General features: G+C 60.1%; 21 protein-coding genes and 1 tRNA gene. 11 read left to right on the top strand and 11 right to left on the bottom strand.

Annotated features, from left to right (window positions below):
- Positions 1-91 precede the first annotated feature (91 nt).
- The 3 genes from ASF70_RS09420 to ASF70_RS09430 all read right to left on the bottom strand — a co-directional run bounded on the left by ASF70_RS09420 (position 92) and on the right by ASF70_RS09430 (position 3950).
- A complete protein-coding gene (locus ASF70_RS09420) occupies positions 92-1159 on the bottom strand; it encodes a hypothetical protein (RefSeq protein ID WP_062579245.1) in 1068 nt (355 codons plus the stop codon).
- A complete protein-coding gene (locus ASF70_RS09425; RefSeq protein ID WP_062579247.1) occupies positions 1156-3174 on the bottom strand; it encodes an AAA family ATPase in 2019 nt (672 codons plus the stop codon). Before ASF70_RS09425 ends, ASF70_RS09420 begins: the two co-directional genes overlap by 4 nt.
- A 425-nt stretch (positions 3175-3599) precedes the next feature.
- The gene (locus tag ASF70_RS09430; protein ID WP_062579249.1) at positions 3600-3950 is read right to left on the bottom strand and encodes an NUDIX domain-containing protein; all 351 of its coding nucleotides are present in this window, start codon (positions 3948-3950) and stop codon (positions 3600-3602) included.
- A 288-nt stretch (positions 3951-4238) separates the two neighbouring features.
- Between ASF70_RS09430 and ASF70_RS09435 the strand changes: the two genes are divergently transcribed.
- From ASF70_RS09435 to ASF70_RS09445, 3 genes are read left to right on the top strand one after another with little or no spacing between them, the layout of a single operon-like run.
- Positions 4239-4580 (top strand): DUF3489 domain-containing protein, encoded by a 342-nt coding sequence (locus ASF70_RS09435; protein WP_062579251.1) that lies wholly within the window; start codon positions 4239-4241, stop codon positions 4578-4580.
- Positions 4577-5047 (top strand): DUF2924 domain-containing protein, encoded by a 471-nt coding sequence (locus ASF70_RS09440; protein WP_062579253.1) that lies wholly within the window; start codon positions 4577-4579, stop codon positions 5045-5047. The genes ASF70_RS09435 and ASF70_RS09440 overlap by 4 nt, the downstream gene beginning before the upstream one ends.
- On the top strand, positions 5044-6795 hold the full coding sequence (locus ASF70_RS09445; RefSeq protein WP_062579255.1) for a recombinase family protein: 1752 nt from the start codon (positions 5044-5046) through the stop codon (positions 6793-6795). Before ASF70_RS09440 ends, ASF70_RS09445 begins: the two co-directional genes overlap by 4 nt.
- Before the next feature lie 212 nt (positions 6796-7007).
- Here ASF70_RS09445 and ASF70_RS09450 read toward each other — a convergent pair.
- Positions 7008-7081, bottom strand: a tRNA-Gln gene (locus ASF70_RS09450).
- A 223-nt stretch (positions 7082-7304) separates the two neighbouring features.
- On the opposite strand from ASF70_RS09450, the gene ASF70_RS09455 reads away from it, so the two are divergent.
- Together ASF70_RS09455 and ASF70_RS09460 are read left to right on the top strand one after the other, a co-directional pair.
- On the top strand, positions 7305-9005 hold the full coding sequence (locus tag ASF70_RS09455; RefSeq protein ID WP_082471842.1) for a Ppx/GppA phosphatase family protein: 1701 nt from the start codon (positions 7305-7307) through the stop codon (positions 9003-9005).
- On the top strand, positions 9002-9805 hold the full coding sequence (locus tag ASF70_RS09460; protein ID WP_062579257.1) for an RlmE family RNA methyltransferase: 804 nt from the start codon (positions 9002-9004) through the stop codon (positions 9803-9805). The genes ASF70_RS09455 and ASF70_RS09460 overlap by 4 nt, the downstream gene beginning before the upstream one ends.
- Before the next feature lie 2 nt (positions 9806-9807).
- Here the strand turns inward: ASF70_RS09460 and ASF70_RS09465 are convergent, their stop codons facing one another.
- Positions 9808-11229: an MFS transporter gene (locus ASF70_RS09465; protein WP_062579259.1), complete on the bottom strand. Its 1422-nt coding sequence runs from the start codon at positions 11227-11229 to the stop codon at positions 9808-9810.
- 238 nt (positions 11230-11467) lie between these two features.
- Here ASF70_RS09465 and ASF70_RS09470 point away from each other — a divergent pair, with 238 nt between their 5' ends.
- From ASF70_RS09470 to ASF70_RS09485, 4 genes are all read left to right on the top strand, one after another.
- Positions 11468-12457 carry an MBL fold metallo-hydrolase gene (locus ASF70_RS09470; RefSeq protein ID WP_062580161.1) on the top strand — a complete coding sequence of 330 codons (990 nt, stop codon included), beginning with the start codon at positions 11468-11470 and terminating at the stop codon, positions 12455-12457.
- Between the two features lie 187 nt (positions 12458-12644).
- Positions 12645-14129: an IMP dehydrogenase gene (gene guaB / locus ASF70_RS09475; RefSeq protein ID WP_062579261.1), complete on the top strand. Its 1485-nt coding sequence runs from the start codon at positions 12645-12647 to the stop codon at positions 14127-14129.
- 133 nt (positions 14130-14262) lie between these two features.
- A complete protein-coding gene (locus ASF70_RS09480) occupies positions 14263-14634 on the top strand; it encodes a hypothetical protein (protein ID WP_062453741.1) in 372 nt (123 codons plus the stop codon).
- 84 nt (positions 14635-14718) lie between these two features.
- A complete protein-coding gene (locus ASF70_RS09485; RefSeq protein ID WP_062579263.1) occupies positions 14719-15138 on the top strand; it encodes an MAPEG family protein in 420 nt (139 codons plus the stop codon).
- Between the two features lie 24 nt (positions 15139-15162).
- On the opposite strand, the gene ASF70_RS09490 is transcribed toward ASF70_RS09485, so the two are convergent.
- Positions 15163-16110 (bottom strand): LysR substrate-binding domain-containing protein, encoded by a 948-nt coding sequence (locus ASF70_RS09490; RefSeq protein ID WP_062580164.1) that lies wholly within the window; start codon positions 16108-16110, stop codon positions 15163-15165.
- A gap of 212 nt (positions 16111-16322) precedes the next feature.
- Here ASF70_RS09490 and ASF70_RS09495 point away from each other — a divergent pair, with 212 nt between their 5' ends.
- Entirely contained in the window at positions 16323-16610 is a 288-nt protein-coding gene (locus tag ASF70_RS09495) for a DUF1127 domain-containing protein (protein ID WP_062579265.1), read from the top strand.
- Positions 16611-16708: 98 nt separating this feature from the next.
- Here the strand turns inward: ASF70_RS09495 and ASF70_RS09500 are convergent, their stop codons facing one another.
- The 5 genes from ASF70_RS09500 to ASF70_RS09520 form a co-directional block, all read right to left on the bottom strand.
- Positions 16709-17500, bottom strand: a complete 792-nt coding sequence (locus ASF70_RS09500) for a DUF937 domain-containing protein (protein WP_062579267.1) — start codon at positions 17498-17500, stop codon at positions 16709-16711.
- Positions 17501-17588: 88 nt separating this feature from the next.
- Positions 17589-18962, bottom strand: a complete 1374-nt coding sequence (locus ASF70_RS09505) for a glutamate--cysteine ligase (protein ID WP_062579269.1) — start codon at positions 18960-18962, stop codon at positions 17589-17591.
- 152 nt (positions 18963-19114) lie between these two features.
- Positions 19115-19852, bottom strand: a complete 738-nt coding sequence (locus ASF70_RS09510; RefSeq protein ID WP_062579271.1) for a 16S rRNA (uracil(1498)-N(3))-methyltransferase — start codon at positions 19850-19852, stop codon at positions 19115-19117.
- 17 nt (positions 19853-19869) lie between these two features.
- Positions 19870-21378: an inorganic phosphate transporter gene (locus ASF70_RS09515; protein WP_062579273.1), complete on the bottom strand. Its 1509-nt coding sequence runs from the start codon at positions 21376-21378 to the stop codon at positions 19870-19872.
- Positions 21379-21419: 41 nt separating this feature from the next.
- Entirely contained in the window at positions 21420-21926 is a 507-nt protein-coding gene (locus tag ASF70_RS09520; RefSeq protein WP_174195683.1) for an NUDIX hydrolase, read from the bottom strand.
- 292 nt (positions 21927-22218) lie between these two features.
- On the opposite strand from ASF70_RS09520, the gene ASF70_RS09525 reads away from it, so the two are divergent.
- Complete coding sequence (locus ASF70_RS09525) at positions 22219-23652, top strand: FAD-linked oxidase C-terminal domain-containing protein (RefSeq protein WP_062579275.1); 1434 nt, start codon at positions 22219-22221, stop codon at positions 23650-23652.
- Positions 23653-23675: the final 23 nt, after the last annotated feature.

Raw genomic sequence — 23675 nt, forward strand, 5'->3', positions numbered from 1 at the left:
GTCGCAAAGGTCGTCATCGTTCATGCCCGAGAGCGAACATAGCTCTATGGCGGCGCCACGTCGCCTCTGCGCCAGAAGCGGTCTCGATCGTTCAAGCTCCCACGACAGCAGTGTGGGGCTCGATTAGCTCCAACAAACGTCGTTCGATGAGTGCCCACGGCTGAGCTAGGTTGATAGTCGCGATGCAGATTGAATGGCCGTGAATGCGATAGCTCGCGTCGGGACGGGTCCTGGCTTCCGGGTAAAGCAGCATGCCATCGTACCGGTCGGAGCCCCCAGTCCCTTGAGCATTTCTGAGATACGCAAACAGCTGGTAAAGATGCCCAGAATGAAAGGTTTGTCCCCCTCTATAGCTTTGCAGGGCGTCCACATAGTACTTGGTGTCGACGATAATTCGCCGCTCAGCCGATCGCAGAAAGACATCGACGCGCATCGTGGGCAGTTGGCCGTCACCAACATTCGATAGCTGCTCGGCGTTCCAGTTTAAGGTGAGGGGCTCCACAGCAAATGTACGCTGATTGTGTCGATAAAAGTTGCGGACGAATGCCTCAAAGATGACCGCCATCTTCCGCTCGTCGCGCAGGACGTCATAGAACTTGAAGCCGGTCCCGCCCTCCGTGGGCAGTAGCGAATGAAACGCGAGCTCCGCTACCCGCATTAGCAGTCGATACCCTGAGATGTTCCTGTGCAGGTAAACTCTCGAGAATACCGCCGCTTCCAATCGAATGTGCGAGACGTCCGAGAGCTGCTGCGCTGCTTGCGTCAGCTCGTGCCTAATTGATGGTTCCAGGCCGCTCGCTCGCGCAAGCCTTAATAGGGATGCTTTCAGTATCTGATTGTGAAGAACGTCGTGGCTCAGTTCGTCGAAGTGGCAATGGAGCCGACGGGTCTGGCGCGACCGCAATCGAATAGTCTGACCTAAATCGATCTGCCCCCGCACGGTGGCAAGGTCTTCGTCATGCGGCAGGTATCCCCGATCTAATCCACGTCGAAGAAGGGTTCGAGTGCCGCGAAGCAGCACCTTGGCGAGAAGCGACGGCAGGTCCGGGCTGGCGCTGCGGCCTACCTCGGCAGTCTGGGCCTCCTCAAATCGGTCCCAGGCATAGCAGAACAAGTAGTAGATGTTCTCTATCGGGATCTGTGCGATTGGTTGGATCACGGTGGCGCTAAGAGTTCGCTCTCCCACTGAGCGACCTTTGTCGGAGCGTCGAACCAATACTCGCGTAGCAGATGCAGGATCTCCGTTCGGATGATCCGTTCATACCAGGACCAAGCGTCCTCGCGGTCAGATGGGGAGGAGCAAAAATAGCTATGGCCGATCTCGAACCCCGGACCTAGCGTAGTGGCATCGGCAACGATTTCGGTATTGAGCGCTTCGATTCTCTGGATAAGCATGGATGCGATTGATGTGGAGACGCCGGCCGCGGTTAGCTGTGCTCTCAGCTTGGGAGAAGAAAGCTTCGGTACTAGATTGATAAAGGCGAAGCGTCGGCGGAGGGCATAGTCAACAACGGCCAACGATCGATCGGCCGTATTCATCAGTCCTAACAGGTATACGTTGCGCGGAACATGGAACGGAACTTTGCCTGAGGCCAGTGCAATCGCCCAATCCGGGAAACGCTTGTCGGCCTCGATAAGCAGCATCAGCTCGCCGAGGATCTTGCTGAGGTTACCGCGGTTGATCTCATCAATCACAAATACGTAGTTGCGGTCGGGGTCTGCCTCTGCGCGACGACAGAACTCAACGAACTTGCCGGGGCGTAACTCGAAGCCGTCAGGTGTTGGGCGATAGCCCTCAACGAAGTCCTCGTATGAGTAGGACTGGTGGAACTGCACAAAGCCCAATCGATCCCGATCCTTCGCGCCCAGCATGGCGAACGCCAGTCGATGGGCGGCGAAGGACTTCCCGACGCCGGGCGGTCCCTGAAGTACGACGTTCTGCTTCGCTTGCCAGACCAGCATGATCTCCTCGGCCTCTGACCTGTCGATGAAGAGCTCCTCAAGCGCGTCGTCCAGCGAGTATTCGTTGGCGAATGGCGCGGCCTCGCCATTCGCGCCATTGCCGGTCTCGATTTCGAAGTAAGGCAACTGCTTGCCTGAGAAGGCGTCATATGCCCGATTGAGGATCGAAAGCAGTGTCGGCGTGGCCTCCGTTAGGTATGCGCCCTGATTGAGTTCTAGCTTTCTATTGTAGAACAGTCGGCTCGCACCAGCACGAACCAACTCAGACAGCTCCGTCGCAAAAGGCTCCGTTGCGAGGAAAGCGTTCCTTTCGAGCGGGGGGGCGAGCTCCTCGAAGTCTTTCAGGGCGATTCTGTAAGCGTCACCCTCCCATGCAGTGCCTCCAATTCCTCTAAACGTGTCATCTACAGCGGCATCGACTATCGACAATCCCGTGATAGCGGTGTTGTCGGTCAGGTGGAACACGACATCGCCGGGCTGCACTTCACGCATGGAGGCGTAGATGTCGCCACCGCTCTTGGAACGTTGTGGTGACCATAAAGCTCGGCCCAGTCCGTGCTCACCACTTTCCCGATCTCGCCGTTCGCTAACGATCGTCTTCTCGATCCAAAATCGGCGATTTGGTGTCATCGCTTCATTCGATGTGGCTTCGACTAAATATCCAAGGCGTTGCAGTTCCCGCCTAGCGTCTGAACCGCGAAATTGCTCGTTGTCGAGTGGGGCTCCGCTGGACAGGTATTGGTGCGCTACTCCGACGATGGCTTTCGACGGATAACGTCTATTCCCACTTATAGCCCAATGGGACAACGACGTGCCGAAATTGTACGCCGACATGAATTCTTCGAAACCTAGCGCGTCGTATTCGTCCATTGCTTTCTCAACGGCTTCACGGGTGAGCGTTGTGAGCTTTGGGCGGCGCGGGGTGCCGTCGCGATAGTTGCGGTAGTAGCTTATCGTGGTCCTAAAGTTGCTCAAATCGCGATAGATGTTCGGAGAGCTAAGCTGCAGCTTGGAGGGGTCTGGTTTGCCTTGTGCGCTGTCCTTCGACGAGTACGTCAGCGTCCTCATAACCGCCTCAAGGCGATCCGCGTCGAACGCATTATCCAAGTCACCGTAGGCTGCGGCCAGTTTCCGGGCTTCGAAGAGTTTTGTGTTGACGGTATTGGGGCGGTAGTTCGCCTCCAGCCACTCGCGAAACCCGCTTTCGTTCATTCCCACCCCCAATAAATTGAACTACCCTGCTCACACAATGATGGTCGGGTTGCAAGTGTTTTGCGGCCTGCTCGGCGCAGGCCTGAGGGTACCTAATAAGTAGCGCCAGTCGCTACCGTCCATTAGTGCCTGGAGTGTGCAGCTCGAGATGAGGCCGGCGTCCGGTTTGGGCCAAACTCGGACAACTGTACCTAATGCGCGAATGTTTCTTACGCCTTGCGGCACCCCAATATCGGACATTCCTCTTCCGGCCCCGTAGCGGAAATAATCTCCGCATTGCGCCTTCAATGCGGTCATCGTTCATGGCCTTTTTGTTATCAGCGCTTTTAACCCTCTGGGATAAAGGCTCACGCCGCCGGGCTGATCAAGGTCCTCCGGGTCATACCACCGTGCAATGCCAGATGTTCCGTCACTCTCGTGGAAAGTCATCGTTTCATGACGCAGGTACTCGTCGGAACAAAATGTATTTCGAACACGAATATTATCTCGTGGCCTTCCTCGCCTTCGAAAGTGTAAATGTTTTCAATGATCAACGGTCCCGACAAAGGCTCTACTTTCATACCAAGCTCTTCGATGAACTCTCGTTTTAAAGTCATTTCAGACGTTTCACCAAACTCTACAGTGCCGCCAAGGGGACGCACGCCAGCGACATGCCCCTGGCTATCATAAACCTCGGATGCAAGGAGGCGACCGTCTCGCCAATGAAGACCAAGGGCCTTCACATTGATATTTGATCGCAATGTGCCCATGAAGACCAAGGTAAAGTAGCGAGCCAATGACCGCTTCCGGCCCCAAATCCGACGTTCACCTTGACCGATTCTCAGAGAGGGTCTGCGTCTCGCCGAAGTAGAAACTGGTTCGCCGAATACGCCGCAAAAGAGAGTCTCTGCGCTTACTTCATCGAGCGGGTCTCGCCGCTTTTCCCGCTGGACTTGCCGCGCAAAGGAAGCAGTACTCCGTCTCAGGCGAAGCCTCCGATTGGCAGACACCTGAGCCCGATCTAACCTCGGGCTTCACTCAGTGCAAGGCGGGATATCCCCGACCTGAACAGAGTGGAGACGAGAATGGCATCGGCAACAAGTGAAAGCCTTCCCCAAACAGTGACCGCACTGTCCGCAAGTCCTCGGCCTAAAGCTCACAAACCTAAGAAAGACCAACTGCTCGCTCTGGTCACAAAGCCGGGCGGCACAAGGATCTCGGTGCTAAGCGAGCGCCTTGGGTGGCAGACGCATACGGTCAGGGCTGCGCTGTCGGGACTGCGTAAGCAGGGGCATCAGATCCTTGCCACCAAGGTGCCGAAGACGGGGGAGGCGGTCTACCAAGTTGTGAAGCCGACGGAGCCTGCCGTGCCGACCGAGCCCGTCGAGCAGGCGGCCGTCACCTTGCCTGAGGGAGACGCAGCATGAACATAGCCGCAAGAATCCAGACGTCGCCTGGTGTGGCGCCAAGTGTGGCGTCGTTCGAAGCTCTTGACCGCGAGGCCTGCCTCAAACGCTGGCGAAAACAATTTGATCACGATCCACCGCGCTACGTCTCGGTCGAATTCATGCGCAAGGTGTTTGCCTATGAGGCGCAAGTAGCCGCCTTCGGAGGCCATTCAAAGGCCGTTCGCAACGTCCTCAAAGCGCATTTGAAGGAGACCGAGCGAGGTGGGAAACCAAAGGCCGGTGCCACAGCGGTGCCTTCTCCTGCAACTCTGCGACCGGGAGCCCATCTGGTCCGGGAGTGGAACGGAAGGATCTATCAGGTTGAGGTCACGGCGGACGGCTTCCAGATGGATGGCAAGCATTTTGGTTCGCTGAGCGCCATTGCTCGCCAAATCACCGGGACGCCCTGGTCCGGCCCTCGCTTCTTCGGATTGGCTCGGACATGAAGTCTGTCCGCTGCGCCATCTACACCCGCAAATCCTCGGAAGAAGGCTTAGGTCAGGAGTTTAACTCACTCGATGCGCAGCGGGAGGCCTGCGCATCCTATATCGCCAGTCAGAAGCATGAGGGCTGGGTGCTCATTCCCGCGTACTATGATGACGGCGGCATCTCTGGCGGCACCCTGGAGCGGGCGGCACTAAAGCGGCTGATGAAGGATATCGAAGCAGGTCTGGTCGATCAGATCGTCGTCTACAAGATCGATCGGTTGACGCGGTCGCTGGCAGACTTCGCCAAACTGGTCGAACGTCTTGATAAGGCGAATGCCTCCTTCGTCTCGGTGACGCAGTCGTTCAACACAGCCACAAGCATGGGGCGGCTGACCTTGAACGTTCTGCTCTCCTTCGCACAGTTCGAGCGGGAAGTGACGGCCGAACGTATTCGCGACAAGATTGCCGCCTCTAAGCGAAAGGGGCTGTGGATGGGAGGCCGGGTGCCTCTCGGCTATGAGGCGGATGGTAGGTCTCTTAAGATCGTCGAGGAAGACACCGAGACAGTCAGAAAGATCTACCAGCTCTATCTCGAGTTGGGATCGATCTACGAAGTCAGAGTAGCCGCGTACGATCTGGGCCTGCGCACCAAAGGTCGCGCCCGGCCGGGGGCCAAGAAGTACAAGCACGCTCGCCAAGACGGCGCTGGAAAGCCCAGCGTCGAATCGCTCCGTAGTAGAAAACGCGGTTCTAACATTGACGCCATCCCAGCCAGCGTCATCGGGCCGGCGCCGTTCGGGGTGACCAATATCTACTACATCCTGACCAACCCAGTTTATGCCGGACGCATCCGCCATCGGGCGCAGATCCATGATGGCAATCACCCGGCGATCATCGAGCCTGTAGTCTGGGATCTGGTCCAAGAAAAGCTGACAGAGTTTGCCTCGCGCCAGCGTGGCGTCAGCAACATTGCCAAGTTCGCGCCATTGGCTGGAAAGATCTATGACAACATCGGTGACTACTTCACGCCGAGCCATACGAAGAAGAATGGTGTCCGCCTTAGCTACTATGTCTCCAACCGGGTGATCAGCAAGAAGCAGGTGGACAAGACCACGATGGATCGAGGCTGGAGGCTTCCGGCGAAAATGCTGGAAAGCCAGATCGCCCACGCCATCGTGCGGCATCTCAACGAGCGACTGCCGATCGACCTATTGCTCACCAAGTCGGTTACAGAGATCGCCCAAGTCCACCATCGGCTGGAAGCGCTGGCCGCCGAGACCGACAAGCATCTCACCCTGATCCTGAAGTGCCTGGATCAAGCGACCATCATGCAGGGGCAGATCGATCTGGTGCTCATTGATCAGTGCGTTGCAGAGCTGATCTCGGTTTCGCTGGACTCTATCAACCCTTCGATTCTTGCCTTCAGCACCAGCTTCCAGCATCGCAAACGCGGCGTCGAGACCAAACTGATCATCGGCGCCTCTGCCACTACATCCCGTGACGAGGTTCTGACCCGCAACATTGCCAAGGCCCAGCAATTCTACGATGCGATCAAACAGGGGCAGAGCTTCGAAGACATCGCCAAGTCTGAAGGCCTCTCGACGCGTCGGGTGATGCAGATCATCGATCTCGCCTTCCTGGCACCGGCGATCGTTCATTCCGTTGTGACAGGCGATCAGCCAATGGGCCTCACCACGAAATGGCTCTCTGGAAATCCGATGCCATCCGACTGGCACGCTCAGCGCCAAATCGTCGGCGCTCTCTAAGCGCAGATCACTTCCAAATTCCACGTGTGATCAGGAGCAGATGCGGTCTTCTCAACCTGTCAGTCTGGAAAAGCCTCTCAGAGACTGAGGCCTCAAGATAGCGCCAGATACGTGCTAGAGGCCGTCTCTGGGATCCCGGCAGGCGTCCAAGTCGCTGAAGTCACGGCGCTATCGGGCGTAAGGTACTAACCCGGAATGGAGAGAAGGGAGATTGGCTGGGGAACCTGGATTCGAACCAAGATTAACGGAGTCAGAGTCCGTCGTTCTACCGTTGAACTATTCCCCAGCAGGATTAGCCTTGTGGCTCATCGGTGTGCGGCGCTTATAACCAAACACTTGGCGCTTGCAAATACCCTTTGTGAAAAAAAACCACATCATTTTTGGTCGTGTTTGCCGCGCCCTAAAAAGCCGTTGGCGAATGCGCCTGAGGCTGTTATCTTCAGGTCAACGAAACGATCAGACGCCAGCTGCATGCTTCAAAGTGTTGCGCGGCGAGATGGACTTATAAAGTGATGAACCCCGATAGCGGCGGAAAGCCGCCGGAAGGCGGGGCGTCGGCGGAACTGCGCAGGGATGTCAAGAACTCCCGGCGCCGCAAGGCGAAGCGAAACGGCAAAGACCGTGACGCGGCGTCGATGGCGCACGCAAACCCGGCTGAAAAGGCCGGCCAGCCCGGACGCCCGCACGGCATGAAACCGGATGGTGGCACGTCCGACGGCGGGCGGCCAGAGCCGGGCTCACCGCATCCGCGCAAGCGCAAGCGCCGTCGCTCCCGTTCGCGCCCCGCGGTCACGGAGAATTCTGCACATGCGCCAAACCCATCCGTGGATGGTGGCGATCGCCTATCTGGCGCCGATGCGCCGGCGGGCGAAGGCTTGCGCGGTGACGCGAAGCCGGCCGGAAAGCAGCCGCGCCAGCAGGGCCCGCAGCAGGATCGCAATCAGAGCCGCAAGAAGAAGCGTGCCGGTCGGGGCCCGCAGGGTCGGCCGCTGACGCAGGCCAAGCAGGGACCGCTGGTCACCGCCAAGACGGTTTCGGCCGCAGGCCATGCCGGTTATGCGGCGCTCGGGCATGAAAGCCATGGTTCTCCCGGCGCCGACAAGTTCGCAGGCTTCCGCGACGAACTCTATGCAGCCCTTGATCTCGGCACCAACAATTGCCGTCTCCTGATCGCCCAGCCGACGCGGCCGGGCCAGTTCCGGGTCATCGACGCGTTTTCGCGCATTGTCCGTCTGGGCGAGGGGCTGGCTGCAAGCGGTCGCCTGTCGACGGAAGCGATGGATCGCGCCGTCGATGCCTTGCGCGTGTGCGCGTCGAAACTTGCGCACCGGCCGATCCGCCGCATGCGGCTGATTGCCACCGAAGCCTGCCGCGCTGCCGAAAACGGCGAGGCATTTCTGGCGCGGGTCACTGAGGAAACCGGGCTCGAGCTCGAAATCATCGATCGCGAAACCGAGGCGCGGCTTGCCGTGTCCGGCTGCTCGTCGCTGGTCGGTCGCGAGGCCCGCTCCGTCGTGCTGTTTGATATCGGCGGCGGTTCGTCTGAAATCGCGGTCATCCGCATCGGCGACAGCCGCTCGTCGCGGCTCGCCAACCACATTACCCACTGGACCTCGCTGCCGGTCGGCGTCGTGACGCTGTCGGAACGCCATGGCGGCCGTGATGTCACGCCGGCCGTCTTTGCCGGCATGGTCGATGAGGTCGAGGGCATGCTGTCGAAGTTCGATTGCCCGCCGATCGGTTCCCCGCACCAGCAGGGTGCCGAGGACTTTCATCTGATCGGCACATCCGGCACGGTCACCACGCTTGCCGGCGTCCATCTCGATCTGCCACGCTACGATCGCCGCAAGGTCGATGGTCTCTGGCTGTCGGATTCCGAGGTTTCCGCCATGCAGGCAAAGCTCCTGTCATGGGATTTCGCCGGCCGCGCCGCCAATGCCTGCATCGGTCCTGACAGGGCCGATCTGGTTCTTGCCGGCTGCGCCATCCTCGAAGCGATCCGCCGCCGCTGGCCGAGCCAGCGCATGCGGGTTGCCGATCGCGGGCTGCGCGAAGGTCTTTTGACGGATATGATGGCTGATGACGGTGTCTGGCGCCGCGGCAGGGGACGAAGGTTCGGCCAGGGGTCAGGCAGCGGTTCAGGCCAGGGCCACCATCAGACGAATAATTCAGGCCACGGGCAGACGCAGGAAACGGGACGCAAGCAATGACGAAACCATCCGTTGGCGGCAACCGCACCGGTCGCAAGCTTGGCCAGAAGGTCAAGAAGGGCAAGCTGAAGGCGTCTTCACGCCGCTGGCTGGAGCGCCATATCAACGATCCCTATGTCCAGCGCGCCAAACTCGAGGGTTATCGCGCTCGGGCGGCGTTCAAGCTTCTGGAGATCGACGAGAAGCACCAGTTGCTCAAGGGCGCGCGCCGCATCATCGATCTGGGTGCAGCCCCCGGCAGCTGGTCGCAGATCGCCGCCAAGGTCACCGAATCCAGCGATGACGATATGCGCGTCGCGGCGATCGATTTTCTTGAAATGGCGCCGCTTGCCGGCGTCAAGATCCTGCAGCTCGACTTTCTGGATGACGATGCTCCGCGCCAGCTGATGGAAGCGATCGGCGGCACGCCGGATGTCGTCCTGTCCGATATGGCGGCACCGACCACCGGTCACCACCGTACAGACCATCTGCGCACCATGCATCTGTGTGAAGTCGCCGCGCATTTTGCCGTCTCGGTTCTGGGCGAGGGCGGACATTTCCTGGCGAAGACCTTCCAGGGCGGCACCGAGAAGGATCTTCTCGATATGCTGAAGAAGAATTTCAAGCAGGTCATCCACATCAAGCCCGGCTCGTCGCGCCAGGAATCGGTGGAAATGTTCCTGCTTGCAAAACACTTCAAAGGCCAGGCCCACAGGCTCGCCAACGAAGCGGCCGGCGACCATCCCGGCGATGATGCAGCGGACGAAGCACAGGATGATCCGCGGGAACAGGCGGGCGACGAGGGTTTCGGCCGGGACTGAGTTTACTCGCCGGCTCCCGGTGTCGGCTCTACCTGTCCGACGCGCACTCCGCGCCGGTGTCCCGATACGTCGGCGCCGGTCATCGGGTCGAGCTTGAGGATCGGGATCACCGCAAACACCGAAACAGCGGCGACGATAAAGAACGCGAGATGGAAATCCGCGAGCGCCAGCTGGCTGCCGGAAAATGTCGACGACATCTCCAGAATGAAGGCTGCAAACGCGACGCCGAGTGCCAGGCTCACCTGTTGCAGGAATGAGGCCATGGACGTCGCCTGGCTCGCCTGCTGGTCCGTAATCTCCGAATAGCCGAGCGCATTGGCACCTGTGAAAAACAGGGAGCGGAATAATCCTGCCGCGAGCAGCGCGCCGATGATCACGATATGGGGTGTGTCCGGCGTGAAGAACCCGTTGACCGCCGTCGATGCTGCGCCAAGGATGCCGGCAAAGATCAGCGCGGTTCGAAAGCCTGTCATCGCAAACACCCGCCTTGCAAGGAACTTAACCGTCAGCGCACCGATCGCACCGGCGAAGGTGATGAGGCCGGACTGAAACGGATTGAGGCCGAAACCCAGCTGCAGCATCAGCGGCATCAGGAAGGGGATCGCCCCGGTCGCGATGCGAAACATCGTGCCGCCGGTGGTGGAGGCACGGAAAGCCCGGTCGTTGAAGATCGTGAGGTTCAGCACCGGAAACGGATGCCGCTTGGCATGGAAATAATAGAGAATGCAGGCGGCAAAGCCGGCAAACGTAGCCGTGATGCCGACGACCGGCGGCAGCGCCGGCAGGCCGATCACCGACAGGCCGAAGACGACACCGGAGGCCGCGACCGAGGTCAGCAGAAAGCCGAACCAGTCCATTCGAGGCGTCTCCACCGGCGGCACGTGCGGCAGGTAGATGCCGGTCAGGATCACGCCGGCGATGCCGATCGGCACGTTGATGATGAAGATCCAGTGCCAGGAAAAATAGGTGGTGATGAAACCGCCGATCGGCGGCCCGGTCAAAGGCCCGACCAGCGCCGGGATCGTCAGAAGCGCCATGGCGGAAACAAGTTCGCTGCGCTTCGTCGTTCGCAGTAGCACCAGACGGCCGACCGGCGTCATCATTGCCCCGCCCATGCCCTGCATGAAGCGCGACATCACGAACTGCAGCAGTGAATCCGAGATTGCGCAGAGGATCGAACCGACGATGAAGACGCAGATCGCCAGGCGAAAAATCTTCTTTGCCCCGAATTTGTCGGACATCCAGCCACTTAGCGGAATGAACATGGCAAGCGCCACCATGTAGGATGTCAGCGCCAGTTTCAGCGTGATCGGACTGACGCCGAGATCGGCGGCGATGGTGGGAAGTGCGGTGGCGATGACGGTCGAATCCATCTGCTCCATGAACAGAGCGACGGCCAGAATAAGCGGAATGATGCGGTTCATGGGGAGGGCCTGCGATACGCGACGCACTTCAACGTCCCCGCTCTAGACCTGTTCCGGCATGAAGCCAATTGCACAATGTCAATTTCCGGGAGACCGTGTCACGTCTGCGTGAGGCTTGTTTCCCTTTGCCTGTCGCCTGTTATCTATTCGTGTGCGGGGCTTGGGCATTTTCGGTGCACCCCCGAAAGCTTTCAAACGGAGGGATGAGATCATGACGTTCAAGGACGAACCAAAGGGCATGGAACGCCGCACGCTGCTGGGAAGTGCCGGACTGGCCGTCCTCGCGGCGCCGGCTATATGGAGTGGCCAGGCGCTGATGAGCAGCAAAGCGCTGGCACAGGAGAAGAAATTGGCAATCGATCGCGTAACCCCTCCCGACATTCACAAATTCAAGCTCGGTAGCTTCGATGTTCTCGTGGTGAAGGATGGCTCCCGCGCCTCTGGCACTCCGAACGAGACGTTTGGAACCAACCAGTCGGCCGAGACCGTCAGCGCGCTTCTCGCAGACAACTTTCTGCCGACCGATCAGTTCGTCAACGGCTTTTCCCCAACGCTCATTGATACCGGCAGCGACGTCATCCTGTTCGATACGGGCTTCGGCCAGTCGGGTCATGCCATGGGTGCCGGCCGTCTGGTCGAAGGCATGGCGTCTGCCGGCTATATGCCGGGCGATGTCACGAAAGTGGTCCTGACCCATCTCCACGGCGACCATATCGGCGGCCTGATGGAAGACGGCAAGCCGGCCTTCCCCAAGGCGACCTATATCACCGGTCAGACGGAATATGATTTCTGGGTCGACGGCGCCCGCGCCGGAACGCCCGCTGAAGGCAATCAGAAGTCCGTGCTCGCCAATGTGAAGCCTCTGGCAGACAAGATGACCTTCATCGGAGAGGGCGACGACGTCGCACCCGGCATCACCGGCATGCTCGCGCCCGGCCATACGCCCGGCATGATGATCTTCAACGTGGAATCGCAGGGCAAGCGCCTGATCCTCACGGCCGATACCGCCAACCACTTCGTCCTGTCGCTGCAGCGCCCGGACTGGGAGGTCAAGTTCGACATGGACAAGGCAAAGGCGGCCGCAACCCGCAAGCGCGTGTTCGACATGATCGCCACCGACAAGGTCGCCTTCCTCGGCTACCACATGCCGTTCCCCGCCGTCGGCTACGCCGAAAAGCAGGAAACCGGCTACCGCTTCGTGCCGAAGAGCTACCAGTTCGATATCTGACGAATATTGACGCGGGAAATTCACAGCTATGCAAACCCGGAGGGCCTGCCTCCGGGTTTTAAATGTTCCCTTCCTGTCATTATCGTGTTACCAGCCCTCGCCAACTTCCAAGCAATTGTTGCCGGAACGTCGGGACGTATTCACGGTCCTGAGCGGTCCCGCATTTTTAAGATCGAAGGAATTGGCAATGGCTCGTATTATAGAAACGCCGACCGGTCTCGACGCCCTCACATTCGATGACGTCCTGCTGCAGCCGGGGCATTCCGAAGTCCTGCCGGGCCAGACCAGCGTCGCCACGCGCATTGCCACTGATTTCGAGCTGAACATTCCGATCATCTCGTCGGCCATGGACACCGTCACCGAAAGCCGTCTCGCCATCGCGATGGCGCAGGCCGGTGGTCTTGGCGTCATCCACAAGAACCTGACCCCGGTCGAGCAGGCTGAACAGGTCCGCCAGGTCAAGAAGTTCGAAAGCGGCATGGTCGTCAATCCGGTCACGATCGGCCCCGACGCGACGCTCGCCGATGCGCTGGCCCTGATGAAGACGTTTCACATTTCCGGCATTCCTGTTGTCGAAGCCTCGGGCCGTCTGGTCGGCATCCTGACCAACCGCGATGTGCGCTTTGCCTCGGATCCGGCCCAGAAGATCCACGAGCTGATGACCCATCAGGGTCTCATCACCGTCAAGGAAAACGTCGATCAGCAGGAGGCCAAGCGCCTGCTGCATACCAACCGCATCGAAAAGCTGCTGGTTATCGATGGCGAAGGCCGCTGCGTTGGTCTGATCACCGTCAAGGACATCGAAAAGTCGCAGCTCAACCCGAACGCCTCCAAGGACATGCAGGGCCGCCTGCGCGCCGCTGCCGCGATCGGCGTCGGTGAAGATGGTTTCGAGCGTGCCGAGCGGCTGATCGAAGCGGGCGTCGATCTTCTGGTCGTGGATACCGCGCATGGCCATTCGGCCCGCGTTCTCGAAGCCGTCACCCGCGTCAAGAAACTGTCCAACCATGTCCGCGTCATGGCCGGCAACGTTGCCACCGCAAGCGGCACCAAGGCGCTGATCGATGCGGGCGCAGACGCCGTCAAGGTCGGTATCGGCCCGGGCTCGATCTGCACCACCCGTATCGTTGCGGGCGTCGGCGTGCCCCAGCTTGCCGCCATCATGTCGGCGGTCGAAGCAGCACAGGCGCAGGACATTCCGGTCATTGCCGATGGCGGCATCAAGTTCTCCGGCGACGTCGCCAAGGCGATCGCATCCGGCGCGTCTGCCGTGATGATCGGCTCGCTGCTCGCCGGCACCGATGAAAGCCCGGGCGAAGTCTATCTCTACCAGGGCCGCTCGTTCAAAGCCTATCGCGGCATGGGTTCCGTCGGTGCCATGGCCCGCGGTTCCGCCGACCGTTACTTCCAGGCTGAAGTCCGCGACACCCTGAAGCTGGTGCCGGAAGGCATCGAAGGCCAGGTGCCCTACAAGGGTCCGGTTTCCGGCGTCATCCATCAGCTCGCAGGCGGCCTGAAAGCTGCCATGGGCTATGTCGGCGGCAAGGACATCAAGGACTTCCAGGAGAAGGCGACCTTCGTTCGCATCTCCGGTGCTGGCCTGCGCGAAAGCCATCCGCATGACGTGACGATCACCCGCGAAAGCCCGAACTATCCGGGCTCCGGCGCCTGAATGTAGCGACGTCCAAAACAACAGGGCTGGGCATAGTAGCCCGGCCCTTTTTATTTCGTGCCCCCAGTATCCGCCAGCACAAATTTTGATATCTTCTCGTCGTCGATAGAGATCGACTTAAGGGGAGACTTTCGTGAAGAGAACAGTTCTTGCTGCGGTGCTTCTGGGCGCCGCTTTCATTGCGCCTGCCCAGGCGCAGACCGTCAAGGCCGGCGCGTACACAGTTGAGGGCACCAATCTCGACGGATCCGCCTATGACGGCACCGCCACCATCAAGCTGACCAGCGAGACGACCTGTGCCATCGTCTGGAAGACGGGTTCGGGCAAGAAGGCCACGTCGAACGGCATCTGCATGCTCTATGAGAACGCTTTTGCCGCAGGCTACGTGCTGGATGGCGAAGTCGGCCTCGTCGTCTATGAGGTGCGCGATGATGGCGTGCTGGAAGGTGCCTGGACAATTTCCGGCCAGGACGGATCCGGCACCGAAACCCTGACGCCCCGATAATCCAAGTCTGTCTCACGAAGGCCGTCGGCCCGTTGTCGGCGGCCTTTGCTTCGTCTATGCATTCTTATGACGACAGGAGGATCAATGCTTTCCACCAATGCAACGCTCTGGCCGATGATCGCGCATGTCGCGCTCGTCTTCTGTCTCTACTGGATGCTGTCGAAGAAACGCGTTGCCGCCGTAAGGTCGGGCCGCGTCGAGGTAGCGCAGTTTCGCGAGAACCTGCAGGAACCGGCAGAAAGCCTGCTGGTTCACAACAACATCAAGAACCAGTTCGAACTGCCGGTGCTGTTTCACATCGTCTGCCTGGTGCTTTATGCGTCAACCGCAGACAACTGGGGCACGGTGGCGCTCTCCTGGCTCTTCGTCGCCTCCCGCTTTGCCCATGCCTATGTGCATGTGACCAGCAACCGCCTGCGCTACCGCCGGCCGCTGTTTATGCTCGGCTTTTTCACGCTGGGCGCGCTCTGGGTCTGGCAGGCCGTGTGGCTTGCCCTCAACTGAGGGGAGGGGTGCTTTTCCTCTGCATCACCAGCCGGGCATCACCGAACCGCGCGACCGCACCATGCGCGGAAACGCCTTGGTGTCGGCATCGAGATCGTCAGGCACCACGGCCGGTGAGATATTGTCGAGGCAGGCGGTGATGTGGTCGGTAATGGCGTTCATCAGCGACGGTGAGACGCCCGGCCGCTTCATCAGGCCGATCTGGACGGGTGGCAGCGGCGGAAAACCGTCGGCAGCCGTCAGAACCTTCATGCCGGGCCTGAGCGCCGATTCCGGCAGCACGGAGACAGCCATCCCGGCAAGCACGGCCGCCGCAACCACGGTCGAAGACCAGCTGGTAAACAGAACCTGATATTCGCGCCCCGACGCATCAAGTGCCGAACAGGAAAGCTGCCGCCAGAGGCAGTCACGCCGACCGACCGCAAGCGGCACCGGCGCGTCGTCCTTCAGCGTGTGGTTGGCCGAACCCACCCAGCACAAAGGCTCGGTGCGAACCACGTCGGAGATCCGCTGCCGCGGGTTGTGCGTGACGAGCGCGATATCCAGCTCTCCGCGCGCCATCTTCTCGGCAAGGCTGACCGAGGGTTCGCAGACGATGTAGAGCTCCACATTGGGATGCGTCTTCGCAAACCGTCCGATGATCTCGGGCATGTAGCGGTCCGCGTAATCGTCCGGCGTGCCGATCCGGATCGAACCTTCCAGGCGGTTGTCGTCGAAGGCGGCGATCGCCTCGTTATTGAGTCTGATGATGCGCCTTGCGTAATTCATCAGCTTTTCGCCCTCGGCCGTCACCCGGTTGCCGCGCCCGTCCTTGGCAAACAGCTGCTTGCCGATCCGTTCTTCCAGCCGGCGCATCTGCATGGACACCGCCGACTGGGTCTTGAACACCCGATCGGCCGCCTTGGTGAAACTGCCGGTGTCGATGATGGCGATGAACGTGTGTAGCTGATCGATGTCGAGCGGTGCGGACATGCAGGCCTCCAGATGAACGTCATTCATAAGAGCGATTGATGCATATCATTAGAAACATTCGTTGGACTGATCAATAGATTTTCCCGCATAAACACGATGCAAAATCAGAACCAGCGAAGGCCTCCTCCCGGATGCCTTCACAAAGGGCAACCTTTCCGCAAAGCCGTTGTGGAAGGGGTGAGCCTCTCCGTGCCTTACGAAAGGATGATCCGATGAGCACGACCAACTACGGAACCGAACTGAAGCTTTACCCTGCAGCAGCGAAGACCCGCTTTGCAGCGCAGATCATGCTTCGAACGAAATCCGTATGGCGCGCTCTTCGAAATCGCTTCGAGGCCAATTCCCTTCACGACCTCGATGATTACCAGCTCGAAGATATCGGCATTACCCGCCACGATGTGGTGAAGGCGCTCGATCGTTCGGGCGTTCTGGATGACCCGTCGCGGCTTCTGACGCGTGCCGCCCGCGAGCATGCGCGCAACCGCTTCAAGCGGCTCTAGCGAGCCTCAAGTTTCCCCGCAGGGCGATTGCCAATAGCCCTGCCTTTGCCCGGCCGGTTTATCCGCGCCGGGCTTTTTCGTTCAAGTGACTTTTTCGTTCAGGGCTTGGCCGCTTTTCCAGTGCCGAAGTAACCGTCGAACATCGTCTCCAGGCTCTTCTGGTAGCCTTTATTCGCCTCGACGCCGCTGTCGAACATCCGGTTGACGAGATCCGCATAGGTTTGGGCAGCGCCCGGAGCGGTGGCGGAAGGCTGCGGCTGCTCTGGCTTTTCCAGGCCCCACATCGCCCGCATCGCCTGTGCAAAGGGATTGTCCAAGGGATTGCTCGTCGCGTCCGGATTCGGTGCCGCCTTGTCAAAACCCATCGCGGTCATCCACTGCTTCTGCATCGTCTCCAGCGCCGGGCCGAACGTATCGCCGCCGGCCGGAAACTGGGTCGCGAAAGGCGCGCCCATCTGCCCGGTAAACTGTTTGAAGAAGCCGCCCATCAGCGTATTGGCCATGCCAGGCATCATCTTCTCGATGATGTCCTGGCCGATGCCGGTAAACTGCTCCACCTGCGCGGCGACTGCACGGGACACCTCTTTTGAGCCGAACACCTTCTCCAGAACGGCATTGCCGTCGGCTGTGCCCTGCGGCGTGAAAGCCTTGCCCATATCCTCGAAATATTTGCCATAGGCGCCGGAAAACACGGTGCTCATCAGCTCCGAGAGGTCGTAAGGGTTTGCAGCCTTGCGCTTGAAGCCGGAGGAAAAGGCGGGCATCAACGCCGCCATTGCTTCAGAAACCTGTTCCTGGGCAAGATTGAACTGCTTGGCGAAGGCCTCCATGGATGCGCCGCCGCCCTGGCCCCCTCCGGCCTTCATCATCATCTCGAACAATGGCAGCATGGGCATCCTTTCCGGCATGGGTGACACACCCACTATAGCCGGAAAGGCAAAGCCTGAAAGCGGATTATGGAGCAGCGAATGCTCCTGCTCAGTAAGCGTAGTCCTTGAACGCCGGCTCGACCGAGCCTTCCCAGCGGCCGTTGAACAGCGCCAGCATCTCATCGGCAAGCGTTGCCTTCTTGACCAGGATTTCCTCGAGCGGCCGAAGATAGATCGTCTCGTCGTCACCCTCGGCATTCTTGCGCGCGCGGGCCTTGAGGCCGGCCTTGGAGATCAGCACGCTCTCGCGGGCAATGTCGAGAACCGACACGCCACGGATCTCGGCTGAAAGACCCTTTGATGGAACGGTATCGCGCATCTGCACGACATCTTCGAACGTCCAGTCCTTCGTCAGTTCCTGCGCATCCGCAAGCGCCGTGTCGTCATAGAGCAGGCCCACCCAGAAGGCGGGCAGGGCAGCGATGCGATCGAGCGGACCGCCGTCGGCACCGCGCATTTCCAGGAACTTCTTCAGCCGCACATCCGGGAACAGCGTGGAAAGATGGTTGATCCAGTCGCCCATCGTTGGCTGCCAGTCGTCGACGCTGCCCTTCAGCGCGCCGTCCATGAACTGCCGGAAGGTGATGTTGGTACAGTCGTGATACTTGCCGTTGCGCACGATGAAATACATCGGCACGTCGAGCGCCCACTCTGCGTAATCGGCATAGCCGAAATCGGAGTTGAACACGAAGGGAAGCACGCCGGAGCGGCTGTTGTCGGTGTCGCGCCAGATGTCGCCGCGCCAGGAGGAAAGGCCGTTCGGCTTTCCCTCGGTAAACGGCGATGCCGCAAACAGCGCTGTTGCGATCGACTGCAGCTTCATCGACACCCGCATCTTCGCGGCCATGTCTTCCTCGGACGAGAAGTCGAGGTTCACCTGGATCGTGCAGGTGCGGTACATCATGTCCAGACCCTTGCTGCCGACCTTCGGCATGAAGCGGGTCATGATGTCGTAACGGGATTTCGGCATGCGCGGCGTTTCTTCGCGCGTCCATTTGGGGCTGCCGCCGATGCCGAGGAAGCCGATGCCCATCGGCTCGGCTATCTCCTTGACGAGGGCGATATGCTCCTCGGCCTCTTTCGCCACTTCATGCAGCGTTTCCAGAGGCGCGCCGGAAAGCTCGAACTGGCCGCCGGGCTCGATCGAGATCGCACCCATGCCGGATTGTTCGCCAAGCCCGATGATATTGCCGCCATCGGTGATCGGCTCCCAGCCCAGCCGTTCCTGCATGCCATGCAGCAGCGCGGAAATGCTGGCGTCGCCGGCATAGGGCACGGGCGAATGGTCGGCTTTGAAGAAGACGAACTTTTCGTGCTCGGTCCCGATCCGGAATTTTTCCTTCGGTCGCGGTCCCTCGGCCATGTAGCTGGAAAGCTCGGCCACCGAAGAAAGCGGGGTCTGGTCGGTGGTGTCGCGGGCCATGAAAACTACCTTGTTCGGAGTGCCGTATTTAGAGAGCGAACGTCCGGCTGAGTGGACCGGAATGATCTGCGGTGCAAGTGAATTTCTTTCAACGCTGGTTTAGAAAAACAGGCAGCTGTGTGTCAAATCTGTCGCGCCGGTTGGGAGCATGTTTAACGCCAGTCGCCGATCGAAGCCTGGACCACGGCAAGTGCTGCAACCGCTGCGGTATCGGCCCTCAGGATACGCGGTCCGAGCGGAATGGCACTGACGAATGGCAGCGACCGCAGACGTGCCCGTTCTTCTTCGGAAAACCCGCCTTCCGGGCCGACCAGCAGCGCCAGCTTGGTCTCCTCGATCTTTGCGAGGATCGTCAGCGGGTTCTGTCCCTCATCGCCCTCGTCGCAGAAAATGATACGCCGGTCGGACGGCCAGTGGTCGAGGACATCGGCAAGTTTCTTTGGCGAAAGGACCTGCGGGACTGACAATATGCCGCACTGTTCGGCAGCTTCGATCACGTTCGCCTGTAGCCGATCCATGCTGGTGATCTTGCCCTGTACATGCTGCGTCATGACGGGTTGAAGCGTGCCGGCGCCCATTTCGACCGCCTTTTGCACCAGATAGTCCAGCCGCCCCACCTTCAGCGGCGCAAACAGGTAATGCAGGTCCGGTGCTAGCGGCTGCGGGCGCACCTGCTCGACCGGCTCGAGTGCGATCTTCTTGCGGCTCGGAAAGATGAGTTTCGCCAGCCATTCGCCGTCGCGTCCATTGAACGCCAGGATCTCGGCACCTTCAGTCAGGCGCAAAACGTTGGCGAGATAGTTGAAATGCTCCGCTCCCACCTCCTGGTGCTCGGCCTTCGCAAGAGGTGCGTCGATGAACAGGCGCTGTATCCGGAAATTGGCACGCATGGGAAAACTCTCAAACCTCAGACGAACAGCGCGAAGATAACCGTCGCGACCAGCGCTGCAAGCGCAGCCGATGCCGGCAGCGTAATCATCCAGGCGGCGATGATCGACAGGAAATGCGAGCGGCGCACCAGAAAACGGCGTTTCACCTCGTTCTCGTCGTGCTCGTGCTCCTGACCGACATCCGGATCCTTGCCGGCCCTGACCCGCATATACTCGTAACGGCGGCGTGAATGGCGCGTGTACCATTCGCGGAAAAACCCGACGCCGAACACGGCGCCAACAGCAATATGCGTGGAAGATACCGGCAGACCGACCCAGGACGCGACGATCACCGTCAGCGCCGTCGAAGACGAGACGCAATAGGCGCGCATCGGATTGAGCTTGGTGATTTCGGCACCCACCAGCCGCACCAGTTTCGGTCCGTACAGCAAAAGGCCGAGCGAGATACCAAGCCCGCCGATCACCAGCTCCCACAGCGGTATGCCGACAGGTGCGGACACGCCGCCGCGTTGCGCTGCCGCGACGATCGCTGCCAGCGGACCAATCGCGTTCGACACGTCATTCGCCCCATGCGCGAACGACATCAGCGCCGCGGCAAACACCAGCGGAATGCGAAACAGCTTGCGCAGCGACTGGTTGCGGTTCTCCAGTCCGCGCGACTGTCTGGCGATGACAGGGATGACCAGTCGCCAGACGGCAAGACCCGTGATCAGCGTGATGGCGGTCGCGGTCAGTTTTGACACCGTTATCAACTGCCCAAGACCGACAAGCGAGAGGTAGCCCGCAAAGGCGCCCGCCATCAGGCCGATCAGGATCGGCACCCATGTCCGGGCAGAAGCGATCTTGTCCTCGCGGTAGATGATCGTTTCCTTGATCAGGAACAGCAGGCCGGCAGCAATCGTGGCGCCAAGCAGCGGCGACAGGACCCAGCTTGCGGTAATACCGCCGACGGTCGCCCAGTTGATGGCCGAAAAACCGGCCGCCGCGATGCCTGCACCCATCACGCTGCCGACGATAGAATGGGTGGTGGAGATCGGCGCGCCGAGCCATGTCGCGACGTTGATCAGCACGGCTGCGGAAAGCAGTGCCGCCATCATCGCCCAGATCATCACGTTCGGATCGGTGATTACGCCGGCACGCATGATGTTGTTGGCGATCGTACCGGCAACGCTGCCGCCGGCAATCACCGCGCCGGCGATTTCGAACACTGCCGCCAGCGCCAGGCCGAACGCCATCGTCATCGCGCGCGCGCCGACCGCCGCGCCGATATTGTTGGTAACGTCGTTGGCGCCGATATTCATCGCCATGTAGGCCGCAAGCGCGGAGGCCGCGATCACCACCACAGCACCCGGATGTCCGGTCACATAGGAAGCGGCAAAGATTGCCACCAGCACGATGAACAGCAGCGCTGCACCGGGTGCTGCAAGCCCGCGCGACGTCTGGCGCGCGGCGTCTTCCACCGAGGAGAGCTTTTCGAGATCCTTGTCGAGCGTCGGCTTGGCCAGACGCGGCCGCGTTTGGCCCATCATTTATTCCAGTATACGATTTTGGTTGGTCGAGCGGACTGTCAGCCTGCGGCCTTGATCGGCACCGTTGAACGAAGCGGATCCATTTTTTCGGCAAACCGCAGGAAGAGAATTTTCAGTTCCGGCTCGTTGACGCGGTTGGCCGCTTCCTCGCAGGAGACCCATTCCAGCTTCCGGGATCCTTTTTCCGGAAAATTCTTCAGGCAATCGGCAACTTCCAGTGCGTGAACCTGCACGCGCACCAGCACTTTCAGGCCGCTGTCGAGGGTCTTGCGGTAGTGGAAAAAGCCAAGCGCGTCCTTCTCGACCTTACCCTTGACGCCCACTTCCTCGTAAGCCTCGCGTTCGGCTACCTGATGCGCCTTCTTGTCCTTCATCGGCCATCCCTTGGGAATGACCCAACGCCCCGTATCGCGGCTTGTGGCGACCAGAACTTCCAGCTGCGTCCGCTTCTTCGTCAGGCGATAGCACAACGCGGCATACTGCTGTCGCGCAGGGCGCTGCAGCATCAAACGAAGATTGCCGGTCAGTCGGTCCATCAAGCCCAATTTCGAAACGCCTCCAAAAAATGTATGTTGCTAATATAATGCTTGCGCCGGGCTTAACGAGCAAAAGAGGATTATTTTAGGAGAATCATCTCTAAAGGCGCATTCTCCATTCTGAAGCCGGCTACTGTTGCGTCAACGTCTATTTTGCGCGGACCGCGCTTTGTACGCTGATAATGTCGAGAGCGGATCTGTGGTTTATGCGTGAGCAACCCGCATTCGAGTTGATGTGCGACACCGTCATGGCATACGCTGTAACGAGATAGAGAAAGCCACGCGTTCTGAGGAGGAGGCCATGGCCGAGGCAATCGCATTCCTGCCGCCACGCGCGTCCGTCCTGTCGCGGCGGGATAACATCGTGACCGATCTTGCCCGTCTCGTACCGGCGGACTGTCTCATCCACGAAGAACGCGAACTCGCACCGTTCGAGACCGACGCCTTCATCTCCTATCGGCGCGTCCCGCTTGCCGTCGTCCTTCCACGCACCACGGCGCAGGTTGCGGCTGTGATGAAATACTGCCATCGCCACGCCATTCCGGTCGTTGCAAGGGGGGCGGGAACCTCGCTTTCGGGTGGGGCCATTCCGCAGGAGGATGCGGTCGTTCTGGGCCTTTCCAAGATGTCGCGGGTGCTGGAAGTGGACTACAGCAATCGCACCGCCACCGTGCAGGCCGGCGTCACCAATCTCAGCATTTCGGAGACGGTCGGCATCGATGGGTTTTTCTATGCGCCGGACCCGAGTTCGCAGCTCGCCTGCACGATCGGCGGCAATATCGGCATGAATTCCGGCGGCGCCCACTGCCTGAAATACGGCGTCACCACCAACAACCTGCTCGGCGTCCGGATGGTGCTTGTCGATGGCACGGTGATCGAGCTTGGCGGCAAGCATCTGGATGCCGCAGGTTACGATCTTCTCGGCCTCGTCTGCGGCTCGGAAGGCCAGCTCGGCATCGTCACCGAGGCGACGGTGCGCCTGATTGCCAAACCGGAGGGCGCGCGGCCGGTCCTGTTCGGGTTCGATAGCTCGGAAGAGGCAGGGGCCTGCGTCGCCGATATCATCGGCTCCGGCATCATTCCGGTGGCGATCGAGTTCATGGACAAGCCGGCGATCGAGATCTGCGAAGCGTTCGCCAAGGCCGGCTATCCGCTCGATGTCGCAGCGCTCCTGATCGTCGAGGTGGAGGGATCGGAAGCCGAGATGGACGCAACGCTCAAAGACATCGTCGAAATCGCCCGAAGGCATCAGGTGAAGACCGTGCGCGAATGCCAGTCTGCCACCGAGGCGGCGCTGATCTGGAAAGGCCGCAAATCGGCCTTCGGCGCCACCGGCCGCATCGCCGACTATATCTGCATGGACGGCACGGTGCCGCTCGGCAAACTCTCCTACGTGCTGGAAAAGACCGCCGAAATCGTCGAACGCTTCGACCTGCGCGTGGCGAACGTCTTTCACGCGGGCGACGGCAACATGCATCCGCTGATCCTGTTCAATGCCAACGATCCCGAAGAAGCGATGAAGGCGGAGGAAGCCGGCAACGAGATCCTGAAGCTCTGCGTCGATGCCGGCGGCTGTCTCACCGGCGAGCATGGTGTCGGCATCGAGAAGCGCGACCTGATGCGGCATCAGTTCACGCAAGCCGAACTCGACCAGCAGATGGCAATCCGCTCAGCCTTCGACGAGCAATGGATACTGAACCCGTCCAAGGTGTTTCCGCTCGAGGGGCGCAGGTGAATTTCATGCCCACCAACACCATT

Source organism: Rhizobium sp. Leaf321 (genome assembly GCF_001423215.1).
GTDB classification, from domain to species: Bacteria; Pseudomonadota; Alphaproteobacteria; order Rhizobiales; family Rhizobiaceae; genus Neorhizobium; species Neorhizobium soli.